The 21,655-nt window shown below is 72.5% G+C and carries 21 protein-coding genes; 13 read left to right on the forward strand and 8 right to left on the reverse strand.

Annotated elements, in window-relative coordinates:
* Positions 1-137: 137 nt before the first annotated feature.
* From ACZ7OY_RS32260 to ACZ7OY_RS32275, 4 genes are all read right to left on the reverse strand, one after another.
* The gene (locus ACZ7OY_RS32260; protein WP_471914721.1) at positions 138-1,220 is read right to left on the reverse strand and encodes an acyl-CoA dehydrogenase family protein; all 1,083 of its coding nucleotides are present in this window, start codon (positions 1,218-1,220) and stop codon (positions 138-140) included.
* Positions 1,217-2,401, reverse strand: a complete 1,185-nt coding sequence (locus tag ACZ7OY_RS32265) for an acyl-CoA dehydrogenase family protein (protein ID WP_384730172.1) — start codon at positions 2,399-2,401, stop codon at positions 1,217-1,219. The genes ACZ7OY_RS32260 and ACZ7OY_RS32265 overlap by 4 nt, the downstream gene beginning before the upstream one ends.
* On the reverse strand, positions 2,398-3,375 hold the full coding sequence (locus ACZ7OY_RS32270) for an NADPH:quinone oxidoreductase family protein (protein ID WP_471914722.1): 978 nt from the start codon (positions 3,373-3,375) through the stop codon (positions 2,398-2,400). Before ACZ7OY_RS32270 ends, ACZ7OY_RS32265 begins: the two co-directional genes overlap by 4 nt.
* Positions 3,376-3,501: 126 nt before the next feature.
* A complete protein-coding gene (locus tag ACZ7OY_RS32275) occupies positions 3,502-4,074 on the reverse strand; it encodes a helix-turn-helix domain-containing protein (RefSeq protein ID WP_385529671.1) in 573 nt (190 codons plus the stop codon).
* A gap of 153 nt (positions 4,075-4,227) precedes the next feature.
* Here ACZ7OY_RS32275 and ACZ7OY_RS32280 point away from each other — a divergent pair, with 153 nt between their 5' ends.
* The 7 genes from ACZ7OY_RS32280 to ACZ7OY_RS32310 all read left to right on the forward strand — a co-directional run bounded on the left by ACZ7OY_RS32280 (position 4,228) and on the right by ACZ7OY_RS32310 (position 11,118).
* Positions 4,228-5,769: an ATP-dependent DNA ligase gene (locus ACZ7OY_RS32280; protein ID WP_471914723.1), complete on the forward strand. Its 1,542-nt coding sequence runs from the start codon at positions 4,228-4,230 to the stop codon at positions 5,767-5,769.
* The gene (locus ACZ7OY_RS32285; RefSeq protein WP_471914724.1) at positions 5,766-6,239 is read left to right on the forward strand and encodes an NUDIX hydrolase; all 474 of its coding nucleotides are present in this window, start codon (positions 5,766-5,768) and stop codon (positions 6,237-6,239) included. The genes ACZ7OY_RS32280 and ACZ7OY_RS32285 overlap by 4 nt, the downstream gene beginning before the upstream one ends.
* Before the next feature lie 145 nt (positions 6,240-6,384).
* On the forward strand, positions 6,385-7,770 hold the full coding sequence (locus ACZ7OY_RS32290; RefSeq protein ID WP_471914725.1) for an NADP-dependent succinic semialdehyde dehydrogenase: 1,386 nt from the start codon (positions 6,385-6,387) through the stop codon (positions 7,768-7,770).
* 25 nt (positions 7,771-7,795) lie between these two features.
* The gene (locus ACZ7OY_RS32295; protein ID WP_162468415.1) at positions 7,796-8,032 is read left to right on the forward strand and encodes a DUF6213 family protein; all 237 of its coding nucleotides are present in this window, start codon (positions 7,796-7,798) and stop codon (positions 8,030-8,032) included.
* A 284-nt stretch (positions 8,033-8,316) separates the two neighbouring features.
* Positions 8,317-9,378 carry a type III polyketide synthase gene (locus ACZ7OY_RS32300; RefSeq protein WP_471914726.1) on the forward strand — a complete coding sequence of 354 codons (1,062 nt, stop codon included), beginning with the start codon at positions 8,317-8,319 and terminating at the stop codon, positions 9,376-9,378.
* Entirely contained in the window at positions 9,375-10,589 is a 1,215-nt protein-coding gene (locus ACZ7OY_RS32305) for a cytochrome P450 (RefSeq protein ID WP_471914727.1), read from the forward strand. The genes ACZ7OY_RS32300 and ACZ7OY_RS32305 overlap by 4 nt, the downstream gene beginning before the upstream one ends.
* A gap of 7 nt (positions 10,590-10,596) precedes the next feature.
* A complete protein-coding gene (locus ACZ7OY_RS32310) occupies positions 10,597-11,118 on the forward strand; it encodes a cupin domain-containing protein (protein ID WP_471914728.1) in 522 nt (173 codons plus the stop codon).
* A gap of 59 nt (positions 11,119-11,177) precedes the next feature.
* Here ACZ7OY_RS32310 and ACZ7OY_RS32315 read toward each other — a convergent pair whose 3' ends face one another.
* A complete protein-coding gene (locus ACZ7OY_RS32315; RefSeq protein WP_471914729.1) occupies positions 11,178-12,404 on the reverse strand; it encodes an acyl-CoA dehydrogenase family protein in 1,227 nt (408 codons plus the stop codon).
* Between the two features lie 172 nt (positions 12,405-12,576).
* Between ACZ7OY_RS32315 and ACZ7OY_RS32320 the strand changes: the two genes are divergently transcribed.
* On the forward strand, positions 12,577-13,221 hold the full coding sequence (locus ACZ7OY_RS32320; RefSeq protein WP_385529650.1) for a TetR/AcrR family transcriptional regulator: 645 nt from the start codon (positions 12,577-12,579) through the stop codon (positions 13,219-13,221).
* Between the two features lie 186 nt (positions 13,222-13,407).
* Here the strand turns inward: ACZ7OY_RS32320 and def are convergent, their stop codons facing one another.
* Positions 13,408-13,947, reverse strand: coding sequence for a peptide deformylase (gene def, locus ACZ7OY_RS32325; protein WP_384730190.1), 540 nt, complete (start codon positions 13,945-13,947; stop codon positions 13,408-13,410).
* Positions 13,948-14,106: 159 nt separating this feature from the next.
* Here def and ACZ7OY_RS32330 point away from each other — a divergent pair, with 159 nt between their 5' ends.
* From ACZ7OY_RS32330 to ACZ7OY_RS32350, 5 genes are all read left to right on the forward strand, one after another.
* Positions 14,107-15,345: a DUF1727 domain-containing protein gene (locus ACZ7OY_RS32330; RefSeq protein WP_450662254.1), complete on the forward strand. Its 1,239-nt coding sequence runs from the start codon at positions 14,107-14,109 to the stop codon at positions 15,343-15,345.
* A gap of 20 nt (positions 15,346-15,365) precedes the next feature.
* On the forward strand, positions 15,366-16,094 hold the full coding sequence (locus ACZ7OY_RS32335) for a type 1 glutamine amidotransferase (protein ID WP_152886747.1): 729 nt from the start codon (positions 15,366-15,368) through the stop codon (positions 16,092-16,094).
* A gap of 234 nt (positions 16,095-16,328) precedes the next feature.
* Positions 16,329-17,354 (forward strand): 6-phosphofructokinase, encoded by a 1,026-nt coding sequence (locus tag ACZ7OY_RS32340; protein WP_384730194.1) that lies wholly within the window; start codon positions 16,329-16,331, stop codon positions 17,352-17,354.
* 120 nt (positions 17,355-17,474) lie between these two features.
* Positions 17,475-18,425, forward strand: a complete 951-nt coding sequence (locus tag ACZ7OY_RS32345; RefSeq protein WP_471914730.1) for a cytochrome c oxidase assembly protein — start codon at positions 17,475-17,477, stop codon at positions 18,423-18,425.
* A gap of 91 nt (positions 18,426-18,516) precedes the next feature.
* Complete coding sequence (locus ACZ7OY_RS32350) at positions 18,517-18,693, forward strand: hypothetical protein (protein ID WP_351600464.1); 177 nt, start codon at positions 18,517-18,519, stop codon at positions 18,691-18,693.
* Between the two features lie 25 nt (positions 18,694-18,718).
* Here the strand turns inward: ACZ7OY_RS32350 and ACZ7OY_RS32355 are convergent, their stop codons facing one another.
* A complete protein-coding gene (locus ACZ7OY_RS32355) occupies positions 18,719-19,924 on the reverse strand; it encodes a sensor histidine kinase (protein ID WP_471914731.1) in 1,206 nt (401 codons plus the stop codon).
* Positions 19,921-21,651, reverse strand: a complete 1,731-nt coding sequence (locus tag ACZ7OY_RS32360; protein ID WP_471914732.1) for a sodium/solute symporter — start codon at positions 21,649-21,651, stop codon at positions 19,921-19,923. The genes ACZ7OY_RS32355 and ACZ7OY_RS32360 overlap by 4 nt, the downstream gene beginning before the upstream one ends.
* Positions 21,652-21,655: the final 4 nt, after the last annotated feature.

Consider the following 21,655-nt stretch of genomic DNA (forward strand, 5'->3'; position numbering starts at 1 on the left):
GCAGGCCTGTACATGCCAGGAGTTGGCCGGACCGCCGCCGCTCGTTCACTCCTTGCGCGCGGGCACACGGCGAAGCCCGCCCCGGTGGACGCGGCGAGTGGTTCGCGTCCGGGTGGGGCGGGCTTCACCGGGGCCGGTCAGGGGGCGCGCAGGTCGACGAGTTCGGCCAGCGCGGATCGGTGGGCGCCCGCCGTGCCGTACGCGATCGAGTCGGCCTTGGCCCGCTTGAGGTACAGGTGGACCGGATGCTCCCAGGTCATGCCGATGCCGGCGTGCAGCTGGAGGGCCTCCTCGGCGGCGTGCACGGCGACGGGGGCCGCGTACGCCTGGGCGACGGCGGCCGCCACGTCGGCGTCCTCACCGGTGGCGAGGGCGTCGGCCGCGTTGCGGGCGGCGGCGCGCAGGCCGACGGTCTCCAGCCACAGCCCGGCGAGCCGGTGCTTGAGGGCCTGGAACCCGCCGACGGGCCGGTTGAACTGCTTGCGCTCCTTGAGGTAGCGCACCGTCTCCGTCAACGTCCATTCGGCCAGGCCGAGTTGCTCGGAGGCGAGCAGTGCGGCACCGGCCCGCAGGGCGCGCCGCACGGCCGGTCCGGCATCGCCGACGCGGCGGCCCGCGACGCCGTCGAGCAGCACGGTGGCGAGCGGGCGGGTGAGGTCGAGGGACACCTGCGGGGTGACGGTCACCGCGGCGGAGTCCACCGCGTACAGCCCGCCGTCGTCGGCGGGTACGAGCAGCAGGTCGGCGACGGCCGCGTCCGCGATGCCCGTCAACTCGCCGTGCAGGGCGCCGTTCTCCAGCCGAACGGTCGCGAAGGCGGCGCCCGGGGCGGTGTGCAGTCCGACGGCCAGCGCACCGATCGAGGTGGCGGAGGCCAGCCGTGCGAGCAGGTCGTCGGCGCCGCACTCCAGCAGCGCCTCGGTGGCGACCACGGCGCTCGTCAGGTACGGCACCGGAGCGACCGCCCGCCCGAGTTCCTCCAGTACGACGGCGGCCTCGCGGTGGGTGGCGCCCTGGCCGTCGAGTGCCTCCGGAACCAGCAGTCCGGCCAGGCCCATTCCGTCCGCGAGCGTCTTCCACAGGGCGAGGTCGTACGGGGCGTCCGACTCGGTGCGCGCGATCACCGCGGCCGGGTCGCAGCGGTCGGTCAGCAGGTCCCGCACCGCCGACCGCAGCGCCTCTTCCTCCTCCGAGTACAGCAGGTCCGGCGTGGTGCTCATCGGGCCAGGTCCTTCCAGGCGACGTCCTTGTCGGTGCGCGGCTCGGACGGCAGTCCCAGCACCCGCTCGGCGACGATGTTCAGCAGGACCTCGCTGGTCCCGCCCTCGATGCTGTTGCCCTTGGAGCGCAGATAGCGGTAGCCGGCGTCACGGCCGGTGAAGTCCACCAGTTCCGGGCGGCGCATGGTCCAGTCGTCGTACAACAGGCCCTCCTCGCCGCGCAGTTCCACCTCGAGGCCGCTGATCTGCTGGTTGAGGCGGGCGAACGCGAGCTTCATGCCCGCGCCTTCGGGGCCGGGCTGGCCCGCGACGAGCTGCTGGCGCAGCCGTTCGCCGGTGAGACGGGTCACCTCGGCCTCCACCCAGAGTCCGAGCAGACGCTGGTGCAGGTCGTGGGTGCGCAGTTCGGGGCGCTCGCGCCAGGTCTTCGAGACCGGGCCGATCATGCCGCCCTCGCGGGGCAGCCGCATCCCGCCGATCGCGACGCGCTCGTTGTTCAGGGTGGTCTGCGCGACCCGCCAGCCGTCGCCGACCTCGCCGAGCCGGCGCGAGTCGGGGATGCGGACGTCGGTGAGGAACACCTCGTTGAACTCGGCCTCACCGGTGATCTGGCGCAGCGGCCGGACCTCGACGCCGGGGTCGGTCATGTCGCACAGGAAGTAGGTGATGCCCGCGTGCTTGGGCACGTCCGGGTCGGTGCGGGCGATCAGGATGGCCCAGCGGGCCAGGTGCGCGCTGGAGGTCCACACCTTCTGCCCGTTGACCACCCAGTCCCCGTCGCCCTCCCGGACCGCCCGGGTGCCCAGGGCGGCCAGGTCGGACCCGGCGCCGGGCTCGCTGAAGAGCTGGCACCAGACCTCCTCGCCCACCCACAGCGGGCGCAGGAAGCGCTGCTTCTGCTCGTCGGTGCCGTAGCGCAGGATCGTCGGCGCGGCCATGCCGAGGCCGATGCCGATGCGCCGCGGGTCGTTGTCGGGGGCGCCCGCGGCCTCCAGTTCGGCGTCCACGACGGCCTGGAGGGAGCGGGGGGCGCCGAGTCCGCCGAGGCCCACCGGGTAGTGCACCCAGGCCAGGCCCGCGTCGAACCGGGCCTTGAGGAAGTCCGTGCGGTCCGTCGTGGCGGGCGGGTACGCGGTCAGCAACTCCTGGGTGAGGCTGCGCAGTTCGGCTGCGTCGGTCATGCGGCGGCTCCGTTCTCCAGAGCGGGCAGCACGGCGACGCGGCCGGTGGTGACGCCGTCGGCGACCCGCTGGACGGCGGCCGCGGCCTCCGCCAGCGGCACGCGCTCGCTCACCAGCGGCCTGATCGCGCCCCGGGCGGCCAGCTCGGTGAGCTGTTCGTGGCAGTGCTGGACCAGCTTCGGGTTCTTGGTGTTGTACAGGCCCCAGTGCAGGCCGAGGATCGAGTAGTTCTTCACCAGGGCGTGGTTCAACGCGGCGGACGGGATCGTGCCGCTGGCGAAGCCGACGACGACGATCCGGCCCTCGAAGGCGACGACCTTGGTGGACTGGGTGTAGGCGTCGCCGCCCACCGGGTCGAAGACCACGTCGGCGCCCCGGCCGCCGGTGGCCTCCTTGACGGCGGCGACGACGTCCTGGGTGCGCCGGTCGATCACCACGTCGCAGCCCAGTTCGCGGGCGACGGCCGCCTTGTCCGCCCCGCCGACGACACCGACGACGGTGGCACCGGCCGCCTTGCCGAGCTGGACGGCCGCGCTGCCGACCCCGCCCACGGCGGCGTGGACGAGCAGCGTCTCGCCCGCCTCCAGCCGGGCCCGGCGGTGCAGTGCGAACCAGCCCGTCTGGTAGCCGATGTGCAGCGCGGCGGCCTCGGCGTCGTCGAGCGACTCGGGGGCGGGCAGCAGGGCGGCGGTGTCGGCGACGGCGTACTCGGCGAAACCGCCGTACGGCAGGGCGGGGTTCGCGATCACCCGGCGTCCGTCCTCGGTCTCGCCGCAGATCTCCACGCCCGGCGTGAACGGCATCGGGGGCCGGACCTGGTACTGGCCGCGGCACATCAGCGCGTCCGGGAAGTTGATGTTCGCAGCGCGCACCTTCAGCAGGACCTGGCCGTCGCCGGGCGTGGGCCGCTCGACGTCCTGGAGCCGCATCACCTCACTCGGCTCGCCGTTCTCGTGCACCTGCCATGCCTGCATGCGAAGCCTCCACGGGACTGCGTCCTCGACCGGTCGATCGCATACTAAGCGGTCGCTTGCCGATCAGGGAACAGTCACGTCCGTCACGGAACCGGCCGCCGGGGCCGTGACGGACCCGCCCCCGGCTCACGGGCGCGAGGGCCGCGCCCGTACGTGCATCCGCTCGCCCTGCGGTCCGAACAGGCTGAGGAACTCCACCGGCCCCTCGCCCGTCGACCCGAACCAGTGCGGCACCCGCGTGTCGAACTCCGCCGCCTCCCCGGGGCCGAGCACCACGTCGTGCTCCCCCAGCACCAGCCGCAGCCGCCCGGACAGCACGTACAGCCACTCGTAGCCCTCGTGGGTGCGCGGGTCCGGGTCGAGGCTGCGCTGCGGTTCGAACACCTTGAACGCCTGGAGTCCGCCGGGCTGCCTGGTCAGCGGCCAGTGGGTACGCCCGCCCCGCATGATCGGTTTCGCCCGCACCCGCGGGTCCCCGACCGGCGGCGCACCGACCAGTTCGTCCAGCGGCACCTGGTGGGCCTGGGCGATCGGCAGCAGCAGTTCGAGGCTGGGCCTGCGCAGGCCGGACTCCAGCCGGGAGAGGGTGCTGACCGAGATGCCGGTCGACTCGGACAGCGCGGCCAGGGTCACCTCCCGCTCCTTGCGGATCCGGCGCAGCCTGGGGCCCACCGCCGCGAGAACGTCGTCGGTACTCATCCCCGTATTGCAGATTCGGCAAAGCCGTTTGTCAATTCCGCCAGGCCCGGCGGAGCACGCTCGTCGTCGGCTCCGCCGGGCCCGGCGGAGCACCCCCGTCGTCGGCGCGGGCGTGCGGGTGTAGCCGCCGGGCCCGCGGTGCACCATGGCTGCATGCTGCTGAGCCGGCTCGCCCAGGTGTCCCGGGAGGTCGCCGCCGCCTCGGCGCGGTCCCGCAAGACCGCGCTGCTCGCCGGGCTGTTCCGGGACGCCGACCCGGACGACGTGCCGCTCGTCATCCCGTACCTGGCCGGGCGGCTGCCGCAGGGCCGGCTGGGCGTCGGCTGGAAGGTGCTGTCCCGCCCGGTCCCGCCGGCTGCCGGGCCGGCGCTGACCGTGCGCGAGGTGGACGCCCGGCTGACCGAGCTCGCCGCGGTGTCCGGCCCCGGCTCGCAGGCCGAACGGGCCCGTCTGGTCGAGGCGCTGATGGGCGCGGCCACCGATGGCGAGCAGCGGTTCCTGCTCGGCCTGATCACCGGCGAGGTACGGCAGGGCGCGCTGGACGCGGTCGCGGTCGAGGGCCTGGCGGCGGCGACGGGGGCGCCCGCGGCGGACGTACGGCGGGCGGTGATGCTGGCCGGCTCGCTCCCGGCGGTGGCACAGGCGCTGCTCGCCGACGGGCCCGCGGCCCTGGACCGGTTCCGGCTGACCGTCGGACGCCCGGTGCTGCCGATGCTCGCGCACAGCGCGGCCTCGGTCGCCGACGCGATCGGCAGGCTGGGCGCCTGCGCGGTGGAGGAGAAGCTGGACGGCATCCGGGTCCAGGTGCACCGGGACGGCGACACCGTGCGCGTCCACACCCGCACCCTCGACGACATCACGGACCGCCTGCCCGAAGTGACCGCGGCCGCGAGGCGGCTGGCGGGCGAGCGGTTCGTCCTGGACGGGGAGGTGATCGCGCTCGGCCCGGACGGCCGGCCGCGGTCCTTCCAGGAGACCGCCGGGCGGGTCGGCTCGCGGGTGGACGTGGCCACGGCCGCCGAGGCGGTGCCCGTCTCCCCGGTCTTCTTCGACGTGCTGTACGTCGACGGCCGGGACCTGCTCGACCTGCCGCTGACCGAGCGGCACGCGGAGCTGGCCCGGCTGGTTCCCGAGCCGATGCGGGTGCGGCGGACACAGGCCTCCCAGGCTCCGGAGGACGTCCGGGAGGCGGAGGAGTTCCTGGCCGCGACGCTGCGGCGCGGCCACGAGGGCGTGGTGGTCAAGGCCCTGGAAGCCCCCTACAGCGCGGGGCGGCGCGGCGCCGCCTGGCTGAAGGTCAAGCCCGTGCACACTCTGGACCTGGTGGTGCTGGCCGTCGAGCGGGGCCACGGGCGGCGCACCGGCAGGCTGTCCAACCTGCATCTGGGCGCCCGCACGGCCGACGGCGGCTTCGCGATGCTCGGCAAGACCTTCAAGGGCATGACCGACGCGATGCTCGCCTGGCAGACCGAGCGGCTGGCGGGGCTGGCCGTCGAGGACGACGGCCAGGTGGTCACCGTACGCCCCGAACTCGTCGTGGAGATCGCCTACGACGGCCTCCAGCGCTCCAGCCGCTACCCGGCCGGTGTCACGCTCCGCTTCGCCCGCGTGGTCCGCTACCGGCCGGACAAGCGCCCCGAGGAGGCGGACACCGTGTCGACGCTGCTCGCCGCGCACCCGGAGGTACGCCCGTGAGCACCGCCCGCGGCCGGCGCAGCGCCGGACTGCTGTTGTTCCGGCACACCGACCATGGCGTCGAGGTGTTGCTCGGACATATGGGCGGTCCGTTCTTCGCCCGGAAGGACGCCGGGGCGTGGACCCTCCCCAAGGGCGAGTACGGGCCCGAGGAGCCCGCCTGGGAGGCCGCCCGGCGCGAGTTCCGGGAGGAGCTCGGGCTGGCGCCGCCCGACGGCGCCGCGATCCCGCTCGGGGAGGTCCGGCAGACCGGCGGCAAGACCGTGACGGCCTGGGCGGTCGAGGCCGACCTCGACCCTTCGGCGGTCCGTCCGGGCACCTTCCGGATGGAGTGGCCGCCGCGGTCGGGGCAGGTCCGGGAGTTCCCCGAGCTGGACCGGGTGGAATGGTTCGGGCTCGACCGGGCCCGGGAGCTGGTCGTCGGGGCGCAGACCGCGTTTCTCGACCGTCTGACGGAGCACTCGGCCTGAGCGCGGGCGCACGCGTGACCCGGGCGGACGCGCACGCGTGGCCCGGGCGCGGGCGCGGGTGTTGCCTGAGCGGACGCGCACGCGTTGCGGTCCCCCGCGGCGCGCGGGAAGGTCGAGACACAGCCTGTTCCCAGGGAGGTCGGTCATGCCCATCGCAACGGTGAACCCTGCGAACGGCGAGACGCTGAAGACGTACGAGGCCATGGGCGAGGAGGAGATCGAACGGCGGCTCCAGCTCGCCGAGGCCACCTTCCGTACGTACCGCACGTCGACGTTCGCCGAGCGTGCCCGCCTGCTGCACCGGGCAGCCGACCTGCTGGAGGCGGACCAGGCGGACATCGGGCGGGTGATGACCACCGAGATGGGCAAGCCGGTCAGGCAGGCCCGCGCGGAGGCGGCCAAGTGCGCCAAGTCGATGCACTGGTACGCCGAACACGCCGAGGAACTGCTCGCCGACGAGCTGCCCGCCGCCGCCGACGTGCAGGACTCCGGCGCCTCGCGGGTCCTGGTCCGCTACCGGCCGCTGGGCCCGGTGCTCGCGGTGATGCCGTGGAACTTCCCGCTGTGGCAGGTGGTCCGCTTCGCGGCGCCCGCCCTGATGGCGGGCAACGTCGGCCTGCTCAAGCACGCCTCGAACGTCCCGCAGACCGCCCTCTACCTGGAGGACCTCTTCCATCGCGCGGGCTTCGCCGAGGGCTGCTTCCAGACCCTGCTGATCGGCGCGGGCGCGGTCGACGGGATCCTGCGCGACGAGCGGGTCAAGGCGGCCACCCTCACCGGCAGCGAGCCGGCCGGCCGGGCGGTCGCGGCCACCTCCGGAGAGATGATCAAGAAGACGGTGCTGGAACTGGGCGGCAGCGACCCGTTCGTGGTGATGCCGTCCGCCGACGTCGAGCGCGCCGCGCAGGTCGCGGTGACCGCCCGGGTGCAGAACAACGGGCAGTCGTGCATCGCCGCCAAGCGGTTCATCGTGCACGCGGACGTCCACGACGAGTTCACCGAGCGCTTCACCGCGGCGATGAGGGCGCTGAAGGTCGGCGACCCGCTGCTGGAGAGCACCGAGGTCGGGCCGCTCGCGAACGAGCAGGGGCGGGCCGATCTGGAGGAACTGGTCGACGACGCCCGGCGCAGCGGCGCCGCCGTGCTGTGCGGCGGCGAACGGCCCGAGGGACCGGGCTGGTACTACCCGCCGACCGTGCTGTCGGGGATCACCCGGGAGATGCGCATCCATCGCGAGGAGGCCTTCGGGCCGGTCGCCACGGTGTACCGGGCGGGCGATCTGGAGGAGGCGCTGCTGATCGCCAACGACTCCCCGTTCGGGCTGAGTTCGAACGTCTGGACCCGGGACGAGGCCGAGGTCGACCGGTTCGTACGGGACCTGGAGGCGGGCAGTGTGTTCGTGAACGGGATGACGGCCTCCCATCCGGCGTTCCCGTTCGGCGGGGTGAAGCGGTCGGGATACGGGCGCGAGCTCTCCGGGCACGGAATCCGCGAGTTCTGCAACATCACCACCGTATGGCAGGGAGCGTGAGCCTTCCGCGGCTACGATCCCCTTTGTGAACCGCGAAGTGACCCTGCCGCTGATCGTCGACGACCGCGGCACGTTGCAGGTGTCGGCGTCCGACGTCAGCAAGCTGCTGCGCACGGTGGGCGGCCGCTGGCTGCATCTGGTGGAGGCCGGTCAGGACGGCCTGGACGAGGACACGGTCGCGGCGCTGACCATCGAACTGGCCAAGCTGGCCGACCGGATCGACGTGGCGTGCATCGCGCACAGCAGCGGACAGCGGGGCTAGGACCTGTCGTTTGGATCGGTCCGGCGTCGCGGGGACAGCTCGCCCCCTGCGGGGCTGCGCATCCGTGTGCCCCGCGCCGGGTGAACCGCCCCCGCGGCCGACGCCGTCCCGGGACGCACTCGCCATGCCCCGCCCGCTCCGCCTCGGGGCCCCCGATTGGAGTAGTCCAGCGAGTGACCGTCGCCCTGTCGGGTGATCGTGGGTGGACCACCCTCACGGGTGAACCACCTTCTGACCGGAGGGCCTGCGAAGGGGTCCTCCGGACGGCGAAAGCAGGCACGGTCATGGCGACTTTGTGCAAACCCTCGGTGTCGGTCCCGGAGCACGTCATCACCATGGAGGAGACGCTCGAGCTGGCGCGCAGCCACCACGAGGACCACCCGCAGCTGCCCCTGGCCCTCCGTCTGATCGAGAACACGGGTGTACGCACCCGGCACATCGTGCAGCCGATCGAGGAGACCCTCAAACACCCGGGGTTCGAGGAACGCAACAAGCTCTACCAGGCCGAGGCGAAGGCCCGGGTCCCCGCGGTCATCCAGCGTGCGCTCGACGAGGCCGAACTGCTCACCACCGACATCGACGTGATCATCTACGTCTCGTGCACGGGCTTCATGATGCCCTCGCTCACGGCGTGGCTGATCAACGAGATGGCCTTCGACAGCACCACCCGACAGATCCCCATCGCCCAGCTGGGCTGCGCGGCGGGCGGCGCCGCCATCAACCGGGCCCATGACTTCTGCACGGCGTACCCGGACGCCAACGCGCTCATCGTGGCCTGCGAGTTCTGCTCGCTGTGCTACCAGCCCACCGACCTCGGCATCGGATCGCTGCTGTCCAACGGCCTGTTCGGGGACGGCATCGCCGCCGCCGCGGTCCGCGGCAGGGGCGGCACCGGCATCGAGCTGGAGCGCAACGGCTCGTACCTGATCCCCAAGACCGAAGAGTGGATCATGTACGACGTCCGGGCGACCGGCTTCCACTTCCTGCTGGACAAGCGGGTGCCCGCCACCATGGAGCCGCTCGCCCCGGCACTCCACGACCTCGCGAACCTGCACGGCTGGAACGCGGCCGACCTGGACTTCTACATCGTCCACGCGGGCGGGCCCCGAATACTCGACGACCTCAGCAAGTTCCTGGAGGTCGATCCGCACGCCTTCCGGTTCAGCCGGGCCACGCTCACCGAGTACGGCAACATCGCCAGCGCCGTCGTCCTGGACGCGCTGCGCAGGCTGTTCGACGAGGGCGGCGCCGAGCACCGGGCGCGCGGGCTGCTCGCCGGGTTCGGCCCCGGCATCACGGCCGAGATGGCGCTGGGCCGGTGGATCAGTGGCGAAGGGGCGTCATGACCGAGAAGACGATCACCGAGACCCTGCCCCCGGTCCGGCACTGGCCGGCCCTCGATCTGACCGGTGTCGACTTCGACCCGGTCCTGACCGAGCTGATGAACGAGGGCCCGGTCACCCGCATCCAGCTGCCCAACGGCGAGGGGTGGGCATGGCTGGTCACCCGGCACGACGATGTGCGCACGGTGACCAACGACCCCCGGTTCGGCCGCGAGGCGGTCATGGACCAGCAGGTCACCCGGCTGGCCCCGCACTTCATCCCGGCCCGCGGCGCGGTCGGCTTCCTGGACCCGCCGGACCACACCAGGCTGCGCCGGTCGGTGGCCGCCGCCTTCACGGCGAAGGGGGTCGAACGGGTCCGGGAGAAGTCCCGTCTGCTGCTCGACGAGCTGGTCGACGAGCTGCTCCAGGACGGCCCGCCCGCGGATCTCACCGAGACGGTGCTCAGCCCGTTCCCCATCGCGGTCATCTGCGAGCTGATGGGCGTCCCGGCGGCCGACCGGCACGGCATGCACGCCTGGACCCAGCTGATCCTCTCCTCCTCGCACGGAGCACACGTCAGCGAGAAGGCCAAGGCCGAGATGGGCGCGTACTTCGCGGACCTGATCGGCCGGCGGCAGGACGGCACGGCCGAGGACGTGACCTCGCTGCTCGGCGCCGCCGTGGGCCGGGGCGAGATCACCCTGGAGGAGGCCGTGGGGCTCGCGGTGCTGCTCCAGATCGGCGGTGAGGCGGTCACCAACAACAGCGGGCAGATGTTCTACATCCTGCTGACCCGCCCGAACCTGGCCCGGCAGCTGCGTGCCGAACCGGAGATCCGGCCGCAGGCCATCGACGAACTCCTGCGGTACATCCCGCACCGCAACGCGGTCGGTCTGTCCCGGATCGCGCTGGAGGACGTGGCGATCAGAGGCGTACGGATCCGGGCCGGTGATCCGGTCTACGTGTCCTACCTGGCCGCCAACCGTGACCCGGACGTCTTCCCGTACCCCGAGACGATCGACTTCTCGCGGTCGCCGAACCCGCATGTCGCGTTCGGCTTCGGTCCGCACTACTGCCCCGGCGGCATGCTGGCCCGCCTGGAGTCCGAGCTGCTCGTCGACGCGCTGCTCGACCGGATACCGGGGCTCGAACTGGCCGTGCCGCCGGAGAAGGTGCCGTTCCGCAAGGGCGCGCTGATCCGCGGGCCCGAGGCCCTGCCCGTCACCTGGTGAGCCCCCGATGACGACGACCGAGGGACTGCTGGTGCCGCCCGGCCACGGCCGGGTGGTCCAGAGTCCCGCGCAGCACGTGACGTTCAAGGTGACCGGCTCGCACTCGCGCACGGCCTCCACCTTCGAGGTGGTGGTCCCCCCGGGCTTCGACGTCGGTGCCCATGTGCACGCGCGCAGCGAGGAGTTGTTCTACGTCCTCGAGGGCGAGCTGGACGTGCTCGCCTTCGAGCCCCGCGTCCGCACCCCCGACAACTGGCGTACCTGGGAGTCGAGTTCGGGCAGCCGGGTGGTGCGGGCCACGGCGGGCACGGTGATCGTCGTACCGCCCGGTTGCCCGCATGCGTTCGCGAATCCGACGGAGACGCCCGCGAAGATGTTCTTCCAGGCGTCGCCGCCGCCGGACCACGAGCGCTACTTCGAGGAACTCCTGACGATCCTGGACGGCGGAGGCCCGCCGGACCACGAGGCCATCGAGGAACTGAGGATGCGCTACGACATCGAGCAGCTGACCCCGCTGAGGCACCGCTGAGCCACCGGGGCGCGGGTTTCCGGGGCGTGGGCCGGACCGGTCCACGCCCCGCCGCCGTGCTAGCGCACGGGCATCCCCGACAGGGTGCGGGCGATCACCAGGCGCTGGATCTCGCTGGTGCCCTCGAAGATGGTGTAGATCGCCGCGTCCCGGTGCATCCGCTCCACCGGGTACTCCCGGGTGTAGCCGTTGCCGCCCAGGATCTGAATGGCCTGTCCGGTCACCTTCTTCGCGGTCTCACTCGCGAACAGCTTCGACATGGACCCCTCGGCCGACGTGAACGGCCGGCCGTTGACCGCCATCCAGGAGGCCCGCCACACCAGCAGCCGCGCCGCGTCGATGGACGTGCGCATGTCGGCGAGCTGGAAGGCCACGCCCTGGTTGTCGATGATCGGCCGGCCGAACTGCTCGCGGGTCCTGGCGTAGTCGAGGGCGACCTCGTAGGCGGCGCGGGCGGTGCCCACGGCCATCGCGCCCACGGCCGGGCGGGACGCCTCGAAGGTGGCCATCGCGGCGTTCTTCACGCGCTCCCCGCCCGCCTTGGCCCGCTCGCGCGCCCGGGCGAGGCGCTCGTCCAGCTTCTCCTTGCCGCCCAGCAGGCAGGAACCGGGGACGCGGACGTTCTCCAGGACGACCTCGGCGGTGTGCGAGGCGCGGATGCCGTGCTTCTTGAACTTCTGTCCCTGGGACAGGCCCGGCGTGTTCGGCGGGACGATGAAGGACGCGTGGCCCTTGGAGCCGAGCTCGGAGTCGACCACGGCGACGACCACGTGCACGTTGGCGATGCCGCCGTTGGTCGCCCAGGTCTTCGTGCCGTTGATCACCCACTCGTCCTTGGCCTCGTCGTAGACGGCACGGGTGCGCAGGGAGGCCACGTCGGAGCCGGCGTCGGGCTCGGAGGAGCAGAAGGCGGCGACCTTCACGTCGTTCGGGTCGCCGTACATCTGCGGGATCCAGGTGCCGATCTGTTCCTCGGTGCCGTTGGCGAGGACGCCCACGGCGGCGAGGCCGGTGCCCACGATCGACAGGGCGATGCCCGCGTCGCCCCAGAACAGCTCCTCCATGGCCATGGGGATGCCGAGGCCGGTGGGGTCGAAGTACTGCTGGGCGTAGAAGTCGAGGGAGTAGATTCCGACCTTGGCGGCCTCCTGGATGACCGGCCAGGGAGTCTCCTCACGCTCGTCCCATTCGGCGGCCGCGGGGCGGATGACGTCGGCGGCGAAGCCGTGCAGCCAGTCCCGGACCTCCTTCTGTTCGTCGTTGAGCTCCATGGTGAACTCGGCCATGTCCCCTCCAGCGGCGGCGCACGTGCATGTTACTTGCGGTAACGCGAGTCTGTTACCGACGGGTAGGTCATGTCAACTCCTGATGACCGGTCGGCAGCCCGTTCGATGTCAGGGGGGTGTTGAGTGTTAGTTTGCGCAGGCGTCACCGAACCAGCACGGGTGGGGAGAGCTCATGGACACCACACAGCGGACCGATCAGCAGCGGGCCGCCGACCGTCGACGGCGCGAGCTGCTGGAGGCCGCCGACCGCGTGGTGCTCCGTGACGGCCCGCAGGCGTCGATGAACGCCATCGCGGCGGAGGCCGGCATCACCAAGCCGATCCTCTACCGCCACTTCGGCGACAAGGGCGGACTGTACGCCGCCCTGGCCACCCGGCACACGGACGCCCTGCTCGCCTCGCTGCGGGCCGCGCTGGACGCGCCCGCCGAACGGCGCGAGCGGGTCGAGGCCACCCTCGACACCTATCTCGCGGCGATCGAGGCACGCCCCCAGGTGTACCGGTTCCTGATGCACCCCGCGGAGGGCGGCCAGACCGGCGACCAGGGCTTCGACGTGGGCAAGCACAGCGCGCCGCTGCTGCGCCGGATGGGCGAGGAACTGGCCCAGGTGATCGAGGAGCGGGTGGATCTCGGTCCGGGCAGCCAGCAGCTGGCACGGGTCTGGGGACACGGGATCGTCGGCATGATGCACGCGGCCGGCGACTGGTGGCTCGGTGAACGGCCGTGCTCACGCGCCGAACTCGTACGCAGCCTCGCCGACCTGCTGTGGGGCCGGCTGGCGGCGGCCGGCGACAAGGTGGGCGGCCCAGGGTTCTGAGACCCCGCGCCACCGGAGTCCGTCCTCGCGCGACGCGGCGGACGGGCCCGGCCACACCCGTGCGTGGGTACGCGTACCGCGACATCGGAAGCCGGTCCGCCCGCCCGTACGGACGCGCACCGCGACGTCGGGGCCGAGCCGCTCGCGCGTGTGGCCGCTCACCGACGCCACGTGCGCGCGGACGTGTCACCGGTGCCAGGGGGCCCGCTTCACCTGCCGCATCAGCCGGTGGCCGCGCCATCCCGTCACCCGGTCCGCGTACACCGTACCGTCCAGATGATCACATTCGTGTTGCAGACAGCGGGCGAAGAAGCCGGTCCCGTGCACGGTGACCGGCTCGCCCGTCACCGTGAACCCCTCGACGACCGCGTGGTCGTGGCGCTCGGTGCCCGCCTCCAGGCCCGGCAGGGACAGACATCCCTCCGGCCCGCGCAGCACCAGTCCGTCCGCCGTCACCAGCCGGGGGTTGACCACGTGACCCAGGTGCCGGACCTCCTCGTCGTCCGGGCAGTCGTACACGAACACCCGCAGCGGCTCGCCGACCTGGTTCGCGGCCAGTCCCACCCCCTGCGCCGCGTACATCGTGGCGAACAGATCCTCCACGAGCCGGGCCAGTTCGGGACCGAAGTCGGTGACCTCGGCGCAGGGGCTGTGCAGCACCGGGTCGCCGAGCAGGGTGAGGGGCCGGACGCGCCCGCGGGCGCCCGGGATCGGACCGTGTCGCATGGCGGCAAGGGTACGGTCCTGACAGCCACGCGGATGTCGCGTGGGTGCCGCGGGGGTGCCAGGGTTCGGGTGCGTGAATGGATCTCGATAGGCTGAGGTCCACACCACGTTGCCGAACGGCTTGAGGCGCGGCGCGTACGCAAGGAGGATCGAGAACTGATGGCAGGCAACTCGGACCCGCTCACGCCGCGGGCCAAGATCGCCGTGACCGCGGGCAAGGCGGTCGCGGCGGCATCGCGCGCAGCGGGGCGCGGCAGCGGTTCGGTGATCGGCGGACGGGTGGCGCTCAAGCTCGACCCCGACCTTCTCGCCCGGCTCGCCCAGAACCTGGACGTCGTCCTGGTGTCGGCGACCAACGGCAAGACGACCACCACCCGGCTGATCGCGGAGGCCCTGGGCGCCGCGGGCCCGGTCGTGTCCAACGCGCTCGGCGCGAACATGCCGGCCGGCATCACCTCGGCGCTCGCGGGCGGTTCGGAAGCCCGCTACGCGGTCATAGAGGTCGACGAGAAGTACCTCGCGGGCGTGGCCCGGGACACCGACCCGAAGTGCATCGCGCTGCTCAACCTCTCCCGCGACCAGCTCGACCGCGCGGCCGAGACGCGGATGCTGGCGGAGAACTGGCGTGAGGGCCTGGCCGGTTCCAAGGCCGTCGTCGTCGCCAACGCGGACGACCCGCTGGTCGTGTGGGCCGCGTCCTCGTCCGCCAATGTGATCTGGGTCGCAGCCGGGCAGATGTGGAAGGACGACGCCTGGTCCTGCCCGTCCTGCGGCGGTGTGATGCAGCGTCCGGGCGACGACTGGTTCTGCGGCGACTGCGGCTTCCGCCGGCCGTCGCCGAGCTGGGCGCTGTCCGGCGACCACGTCCTCGACCCGCACGGTTCGGCCTGGCCGATCCACCTCCAGCTGCCGGGGCGCGCCAACAAGGCCAACGCCGCCTCCTCGGCCGCGGTCGCCGCCGTCTTCGGGGTGCCGCCGCAGGTGGCCCTGGAGCGGATGTACCAGGTGCAGGCCGTGGCCGGCCGCTACGACGTCGTGCAGTTCATGCAGCGCGACCTGCGGCTGCTGCTCGCCAAGAACCCGGCCGGCTGGCTGGAGACGTTCTCCCTGATCGACCCGCCGCCGACCCCGGTGATCCTGTCGGTGAACGCGCGCGGCGCCGACGGCACGGACACCTCGTGGCTGTGGGACGTCGACTACACCCGGCTGTCCGGCCACCCGATCTTCGTGATCGGCGACCGGAAGCTGGACCTCGCGGTGCGTCTGGAGGTCGCCAACCAGCACTTCCAGGTGTGCGAGAGCGTCGACCAGGCCGTGCAGATGGCACCTCCCGGGCGGATCGAGGTCATCGCGAACTACACCGCCTTCCAGGACCTGCGCCGCCGCGTCGGCAACTGACCACCAAGGACGGTCATCTCATGAGCGACAACCAACTGCGGATCGTCTGGGTCTACCCCGACCTCCTCAGCACCTACGGCGACCAGGGCAACGTCCTCGTCGTGGAACGCCGGGCCCGCCAGCGCGGCCTCGACGTGGCCCGGATGGACGTACGCAGCGACCAGCCGATCCCGACCTCCGGCGACATCTACCTCATCGGTGGCGGCGAGGACCGGCCGCAGCGGCTCGCGGCCGAGCGGCTGCGCCGCGACGGGCACCTGTACCGGGCCGTCGAGAACGGCGCGATCGTGTTCTCGGTGTGCGCCGGCTACCAGATCCTCGGCCAGGAGTTCGTCAACGACCTGGGCCAGCGCGAGCCGGGTCTCGGGCTGCTGGACGTGACCACGGTGCGCGGCACCGGCGAGCGCTGCGTCGGCGACGTGCTCGCGGACATCGACTCGCGCCTCGGTCTGCCCCCGCTGACCGGCTTCGAGAACCACCAGGGCGTCACCCAGCTCGGCCCCACCGCCCGTCCCTTCGCCCAGGTGCGGATCGGCCGGGGCAACGGCACGGGGGACGGCACGGAGGGCGCGTACAACGACACGGTCTTCGGCACCTACATGCACGGGCCCGTGCTCGCCCGCAACCCTCAGGTCGCGGACCTGCTGCTGAAGCTGGCCCTGGACGTGAACGCGCTGCCGCCGATCGACGACCACTGGTACGAGGCGCTGCGCAACGAGCGGATCGCGGCCGCGCAGCAGCCTGCCTGAACGTCTCTGCACAGGCCCGTCGGACACCTTTCGGACACCCGTCCGATGCCCGTCCGACGGGCCTTGTGCACAGGTGAGCGGGCCCGTCTGACACCCCGTCCGCACAGGTGAGCGGGCCCGTCCAGCAGGCGGACGCACGGTGCGGTCCCGCCCCCTCCTGACGCTAGGGTGGCGACGTCCGTGCCGGACAGCGTGGTTCGGCCCCCGGCCCACGTGGAGAAGGTTGTTCGGGCTATGCGCATTGGTGTCCTCACGTCCGGCGGCGACTGCCCCGGCCTGAACGCCGTCATCCGGTCCGTCGTGCACCGTGCCGTGGTCGACCACGGCGACGAGGTCATCGGCTTCCGGGACGGCTGGCGGGGTCTCCTGGAGTGCGACTACCTCAAGCTCGACCTCGACGCGGTGGGCGGCATCCTGGCCCGCGGCGGCACCATCCTCGGCTCCTCCCGGGTCCGCCCCGAGCATCTGCGGGACGGCGTGGAGCGGGCCCGGGGTCATGTCGAGGAGCTCGGTCTCGACGCGATCATCCCGATCGGCGGTGAGGGCACGCTGAAGGCGGCCCGTCTGCTGTCGGACAACGGTCTGCCCATCGTCGGCGTGCCGAAGACCATCGACAACGACATCGCGGTCACCGACGTCACCTTCGGCTTCGACACGGCCGTCGGGGTCGCGACCGAAGCCCTGGACCGGCTGAAGACCACCGCCGAGTCCCACCAGCGCGTGCTGATCGTGGAGGTCATGGGCCGTCACACCGGCTGGATCGCGCTGCACTCGGGCATGGCGGCCGGCGCCCACGCCATCGTCGTGCCGGAACGCCCCTTCGACATCGACGAGCTGGCGCGACGGGTCGGGGAGCGCTTCGAGGCCGGCAAGCGGTTCGCGATCGTCGTGGCCGCGGAGGGCGCCAAGCCGAGGGCCGGTTCCATGGACTTCGACGAGGGCGGCAAGGACGTCTACGGCCACGAGCGGTTCGCCGGGATCGCCCGTCAGCTCTCCGTGGAGCTGGAGGAGCGCCTCGGCAAGGAGGCCCGGCCGGTCATCCTCGGGCACGTCCAGCGCGGCGGCACGCCCACCGCGTACGACCGCGTGCTGGCCACCCGCTTCGGGTGGCACGCGGTGGAGGCCGTGCACCGCGGCGAGTTCGGCATGATGACCGCGCTGCGCGGCACGGACATCGTGACCGTGCCGCTGGCGGAGGCCGTGAAGACACTGAAGACGGTCCCGGAGGAGCGCTACGCCGAGGCGGAGTGCGTGCTCTAGGCGCTTTTGCGGCTTCAGCCGCCCCCGGCCGCAGTGGCGGCCGGGGGCGGCTTTAGTCTGGGTGCGGACAGACAGCTGTGGACAGACAGCGCGCAACCCCCACGAACCAGGAGCCGGCGGATGGATCACAGCGGGCACGGCATGACCATGGATCTGCCGCCGTTCACGCTGGGACGAGGTCTTCAGTGGTCGGCGGACCCCTTCTTCCTCGTGGCCTGCCTGCTGGCACTGGCCCTGTACGGCTGGGGGGTCGTCAGGCTGCGGCGGCGCGGGGACGCCTGGCCGGTCGGCCGGACCGTGTCGTACACCGTCGGGGTGCTGACGGTGATGGCGGTGATGTGCACCGCGCTGAACGACTACGGGATGGTCATGTTCAGCGTGCACATGGTGCAGCACATGGTGATCAGCATGCTGTCGCCGATCCTGATCCTGCTCGGCGCCCCGGCCACCCTGGCGCTGCGCGCGCTGCCGGTCGCGGGCCGGGGCCGCAAGGGGCCGCGCGAGCTGCTGCTGGCGCTGCTGCACAGCCGCTACATGCGGGTGATCACGCATCCGGCGTTCACGATCCCGATGTTCATCGCGAGCCTGTACGCCCTGTACTTCTCCCCGCTGTTCGACTTCCTGATGGGCTCCCGGGCGGGGCACATCGCGATGATGGTGCACTTCCTCGCCGTCGGCGTGGTGTTCTTCTGGCCGATCATCGGCGTGGACCCGGGACCGAACCGGCCGAATCATCTGATGCGGATGCTGGAGCTGTTCGCGGGCATGCCGTTCCACGCGTTCTTCGGCATCGCGCTGATGATGGCCTCGACGCCGATGGTCGACAGCTTCCGCAACCCGCCCGCCTCGCTAGCCATCGACGCCCTCTCCGACCAGAACGCGGCCGGCGGCATCGCCTGGGCGTTCAGCGAGATCCCCTCGGTGCTGGTGCTGATCGCACTGCTGTTCCAGTGGTACGGGTCCGAGCAGCGGCAGGCCAAGCGCTCGGACCGGGCCGCGGAGCGCGACGGGGACAAGGAGCTGGAGGCGTACAACGCCTATCTGGCCTCCCTGAACGCACAGGGACGCTGAGGCGGACGCACGGGCGGTACGACCTGGCCGGATCCGGGGCACCATGGAGGAGGACGAACCCTGAGCAGGGTGTCCTGAGGAGGGTGTCGCGATGCCCGGTTCCACGGACGGTTCCACGAGAGCAATGGGGGTGCTCACCCTCGGCGGGCTCGTCGTGGTGACGGCCTACACGGTGGCGCTCGGCAGCAACGGCTGGCTGTGGTTCGGCTGGGTCGTGCTGGGACTGCTCACCCTCGCCATGATCATCACCGACGGCCGGCCGGCCTAGGGCCTGTCCGGCGCACGCCGGGGGCTCACGTGCCGGTCAGCCGGCCCGCCGTGTGCACGCCCGGCTGGTACTTCGGCAGCCGGGCGGTGATCTTCATGCCCGCCCCCACCGCGGTCTCGATGACCAGACCGTGGTCGTTGCCGTAGACCTGCCGCAGCCGGTCGTCGACGTTCGACAGTCCGATGCCGCCGGACGGGCTGACCTCGCCCGCGAGGATGCGGCGCAGCAGGGCGGGGTCCATGCCGGCGCCGTCGTCCTCGATGACCACCAGGGCCTCGGCGCCCGCGTCCTGCGCGGTGATCTGGATGCGGCACGCGTCGGCCTTGCCCTCCAGACCGTGCTTGACGGCGTTCTCGACGAGGGGCTGGAGGCAGAGGAAGGGCAGCGCCACCGGCAGCACCTCGGGGGCGATCTGGAGGGTGACGGAGAGCCGGTCGCCGAAGCGGGCCCGGACCAGCGCCAGGTAGTGGTCGATGGCGTGGAGCTCGTCGGCGAGGGTGGTGAACTCGCCGTGCCTGCGAAACGAGTAGCGGGTGAAGTCGGCGAACTCCAGCAGCAGCTCCCGGGCGCGCTCGGGGTCGGTGCGCACGAAGGAGGCGATGACCGCGAGCGAGTTGAAGATGAAGTGCGGGGAGATCTGGGCCCGCAGGACCTTGATCTCGGCCTCGATCAGCCGGGTCCGGGACTGGTCGAGGTCGGCCAGCTCCAGCTGCACGGACACCCAGCGGGCGACCTCGCCGGCCGCCCGGACCAGGACCGCGGACTCGCGCGGCGCGCAGGCGACGAGCGCGCCGCGCACCCGGTCGTCGACGGTGAGCGGCGCGACCACGGCCCAGCGCACCGGGCAGTCGGGGGCGTCGCAGTCCAGCCGGAACGCCTCGCCCCGGCCGGTCTGGAGGGGGCCGGCGAGCCGCTCCCTGACCTCGGCCCGGTGGTGGCTGCCCGCGCCGTCCCAGACGAGGACGTCCTGGTCGTCGGCGAGGCACAGCGCGTCCGTGCCGAGCAGCGAGCGCAGGGTGCGGGCCGATCTGCGGGCCGTCTCCCCGGTGAGGCCCTCGCGCAGCGGGGGTGCGGCGAGGGAGGCGGTGTGCAGGGTCTGGAAGGTGGCGTGCTCGACGGGGGTGCCGAGGCCGCCCTGGCTCTCCGGGCGTGCCGTGCGCCGTCCCAGCCAGAATCCGGCGGCCAGCAGGGGCAGCGCGGCCACGCACAGGCCCGCCAGGAATCCGCTCACGCCCGCGCCTCCGGCCGCAGTTCCTCGGCGCGCAGCTCCTCCGGCAGATGGAAGCGCGCCAGCACGGCCGCCGTGCCGGCCGGTACCCGCCCCGGGGTCGCGAGGGACACCAGCACCATGGTGAGGAAGCCCAGCGGTACGGACCACAGGGCGGGCCAGGCGAGCAGGGCGTGCGGGGGTCCGCCGGTGCCCGGGAAGCCCGCCATGGTCGCGGCGACCGCCACGAACGCCGAGCCGCCGCCCACCAGCATCCCGGCGGCCGCGCCGGGCGGGGTCAGCCGCCGCCACCAGATGCCGAGGACCAGCAGCGGGCAGAACGACGACGCGGAGACGGCGAAGGCGAGCCCGACCGCGTCGGCCACGGGCAGGCCGCCGACCAGGACGCTCGCGGCCAGCGGTACGGCCATGGCGAGCACCGTGCCGAGCCGGAAGTGCGGGACGCCGCGTGCGGGCAGGACGTCCTGGGTGAGGACACCGGCCACGGCCATGGTCAGCCCCGACGCGGTGGACAGGAACGCGGCGAAGGCGCCCCCGGCGACCAGCGCGCCGAGCAGTTCCCCGCCCAGGCCCCCGATCAGCCGTTCGGGCAGCAGCAGTACGGCGGCGTCCGCGTCGCCGGTGAGGATGAGCTCGGGGGCGTACAGCCGGCCGAGCGCGCCGTAGACCGGGGGCAGCAGGTAGAAGGCGCCGATCAGGACGAGGACCGCGACGGTCGTGCGGCGGGCGGCGACCCCGTGCGGGCTGGTGTAGAAGCGGACGACGACGTGCGGCAGGCCCATGGTGCCGAGGAAGGTGGCGAGGATCAGTCCGTACGTGGCGTACAGCGGGCGCTCCTCGCGGCCGGCGGCCAGCGAGGTCGACATGCCGGCCCGGCCGCCGCGGTCGGCCGCGGGCACCGTGCTGCCCTCGGTGAAGGTCAGCCGGGTGCCCCGCTCGATGCGGTGGACGCCGGCCGGCAGGGCGAGCCGGGTGCCTTCCAGGGGCCGCCCGTCGACGGTGCCGCTGACGGTCACCGTCAGCGGCCGGTCCAGCATCAGGTCGAGGGTGGAGTCGAAGCGCACGACGCCCTGCCTGCGGAAGGCGGCGGGTTCCTCGAAGGCGTGCGTGGGCGCGCCGTCGCCCTGCCAGGCGAGGACCAGGAAGAGGGCGGGGACCAGCAGGGCGGTGAGCTTCAGCCAGTACTGGAAGGCCTGGACGAACGTGATGCTGCGCATGCCGCCGGCGGCCACGGTCGCCACCACGACGACCGCCACGATCACCCCGCCGAGCATCCCGGGCGCTCCGGTCAGCACGGTCAGCGTCAGTCCGGCGCCCTGGAGCTGGGGCAGCAGATACAGCCAGCCGACGCCCACGACGAAGGCGCCCGCGAGCCGCCGCACGGCCTGGGAGGCGAGCCGTGCCTCGGCGAAGTCGGGGAGGGTGTAGGCGCCGGAGCGGCGCAGCGGGGCGGCGACGAACAGGAGCAGGACCAGGTATCCGGCGGTGTAGCCGACGGGGTACCAGAGCATGTCGGGGCCCTGGACCAGGACGAGCCCGGCGATGCCGAGGAAGGAGGCGGCGGAGAGGTACTCGCCGCTGATGGCGGCCGCGTTGAGGCGGGGGCCGACGGTGCGGGAGGCGACGTAGAAGTCCGAGGTGGTGCGCGATATGCGCAGCCCGAACGCGCCGACGAGGACGGTGGCGACCACGACGAGGGCGACGGCGGGGACGGCGTAGCCGGAGTTCACGACG

The sequence above is a fragment of the Streptomyces sp. NPDC107559 genome, from assembly GCF_055657365.1.

Excerpts from the sequence above, each read along its gene's own strand:
- ACZ7OY_RS32260 (WP_471914721.1), bottom strand. The coding sequence starts at position 1,220 with ATGAGCACCACGCCGGACCTGCTGTACTCGGAGGAGGAAGAGGCGCTG.
- ACZ7OY_RS32265 (WP_384730172.1), bottom strand. The coding sequence starts at position 2,401 with ATGACCGACGCAGCCGAACTGCGCAGCCTCACCCAGGAGTTGCTGACC.
- ACZ7OY_RS32270 (WP_471914722.1), bottom strand. The coding sequence starts at position 3,375 with ATGCAGGCATGGCAGGTGCACGAGAACGGCGAGCCGAGTGAGGTGATG.
- ACZ7OY_RS32275 (WP_385529671.1), bottom strand. The coding sequence starts at position 4,074 with ATGAGTACCGACGACGTTCTCGCGGCGGTGGGCCCCAGGCTGCGCCGG.
- ACZ7OY_RS32280 (WP_471914723.1), top strand. The coding sequence starts at position 4,228 with ATGCTGCTGAGCCGGCTCGCCCAGGTGTCCCGGGAGGTCGCCGCCGCC.
- ACZ7OY_RS32290 (WP_471914725.1), top strand. The coding sequence starts at position 6,385 with ATGCCCATCGCAACGGTGAACCCTGCGAACGGCGAGACGCTGAAGACG.
- ACZ7OY_RS32300 (WP_471914726.1), top strand. The coding sequence starts at position 8,317 with ATGGCGACTTTGTGCAAACCCTCGGTGTCGGTCCCGGAGCACGTCATC.
- ACZ7OY_RS32305 (WP_471914727.1), top strand. The coding sequence starts at position 9,375 with ATGACCGAGAAGACGATCACCGAGACCCTGCCCCCGGTCCGGCACTGG.
- ACZ7OY_RS32310 (WP_471914728.1), top strand. The coding sequence starts at position 10,597 with ATGACGACGACCGAGGGACTGCTGGTGCCGCCCGGCCACGGCCGGGTG.
- ACZ7OY_RS32315 (WP_471914729.1), bottom strand. The coding sequence starts at position 12,404 with ATGGCCGAGTTCACCATGGAGCTCAACGACGAACAGAAGGAGGTCCGG.
- ACZ7OY_RS32320 (WP_385529650.1), top strand. The coding sequence starts at position 12,577 with ATGGACACCACACAGCGGACCGATCAGCAGCGGGCCGCCGACCGTCGA.
- def (WP_384730190.1), bottom strand. The coding sequence starts at position 13,947 with ATGCGACACGGTCCGATCCCGGGCGCCCGCGGGCGCGTCCGGCCCCTC.
- ACZ7OY_RS32330 (WP_450662254.1), top strand. The coding sequence starts at position 14,107 with ATGGCAGGCAACTCGGACCCGCTCACGCCGCGGGCCAAGATCGCCGTG.
- ACZ7OY_RS32335 (WP_152886747.1), top strand. The coding sequence starts at position 15,366 with ATGAGCGACAACCAACTGCGGATCGTCTGGGTCTACCCCGACCTCCTC.
- ACZ7OY_RS32340 (WP_384730194.1), top strand. The coding sequence starts at position 16,329 with ATGCGCATTGGTGTCCTCACGTCCGGCGGCGACTGCCCCGGCCTGAAC.
- ACZ7OY_RS32345 (WP_471914730.1), top strand. The coding sequence starts at position 17,475 with ATGGATCACAGCGGGCACGGCATGACCATGGATCTGCCGCCGTTCACG.
- ACZ7OY_RS32350 (WP_351600464.1), top strand. The coding sequence starts at position 18,517 with ATGCCCGGTTCCACGGACGGTTCCACGAGAGCAATGGGGGTGCTCACC.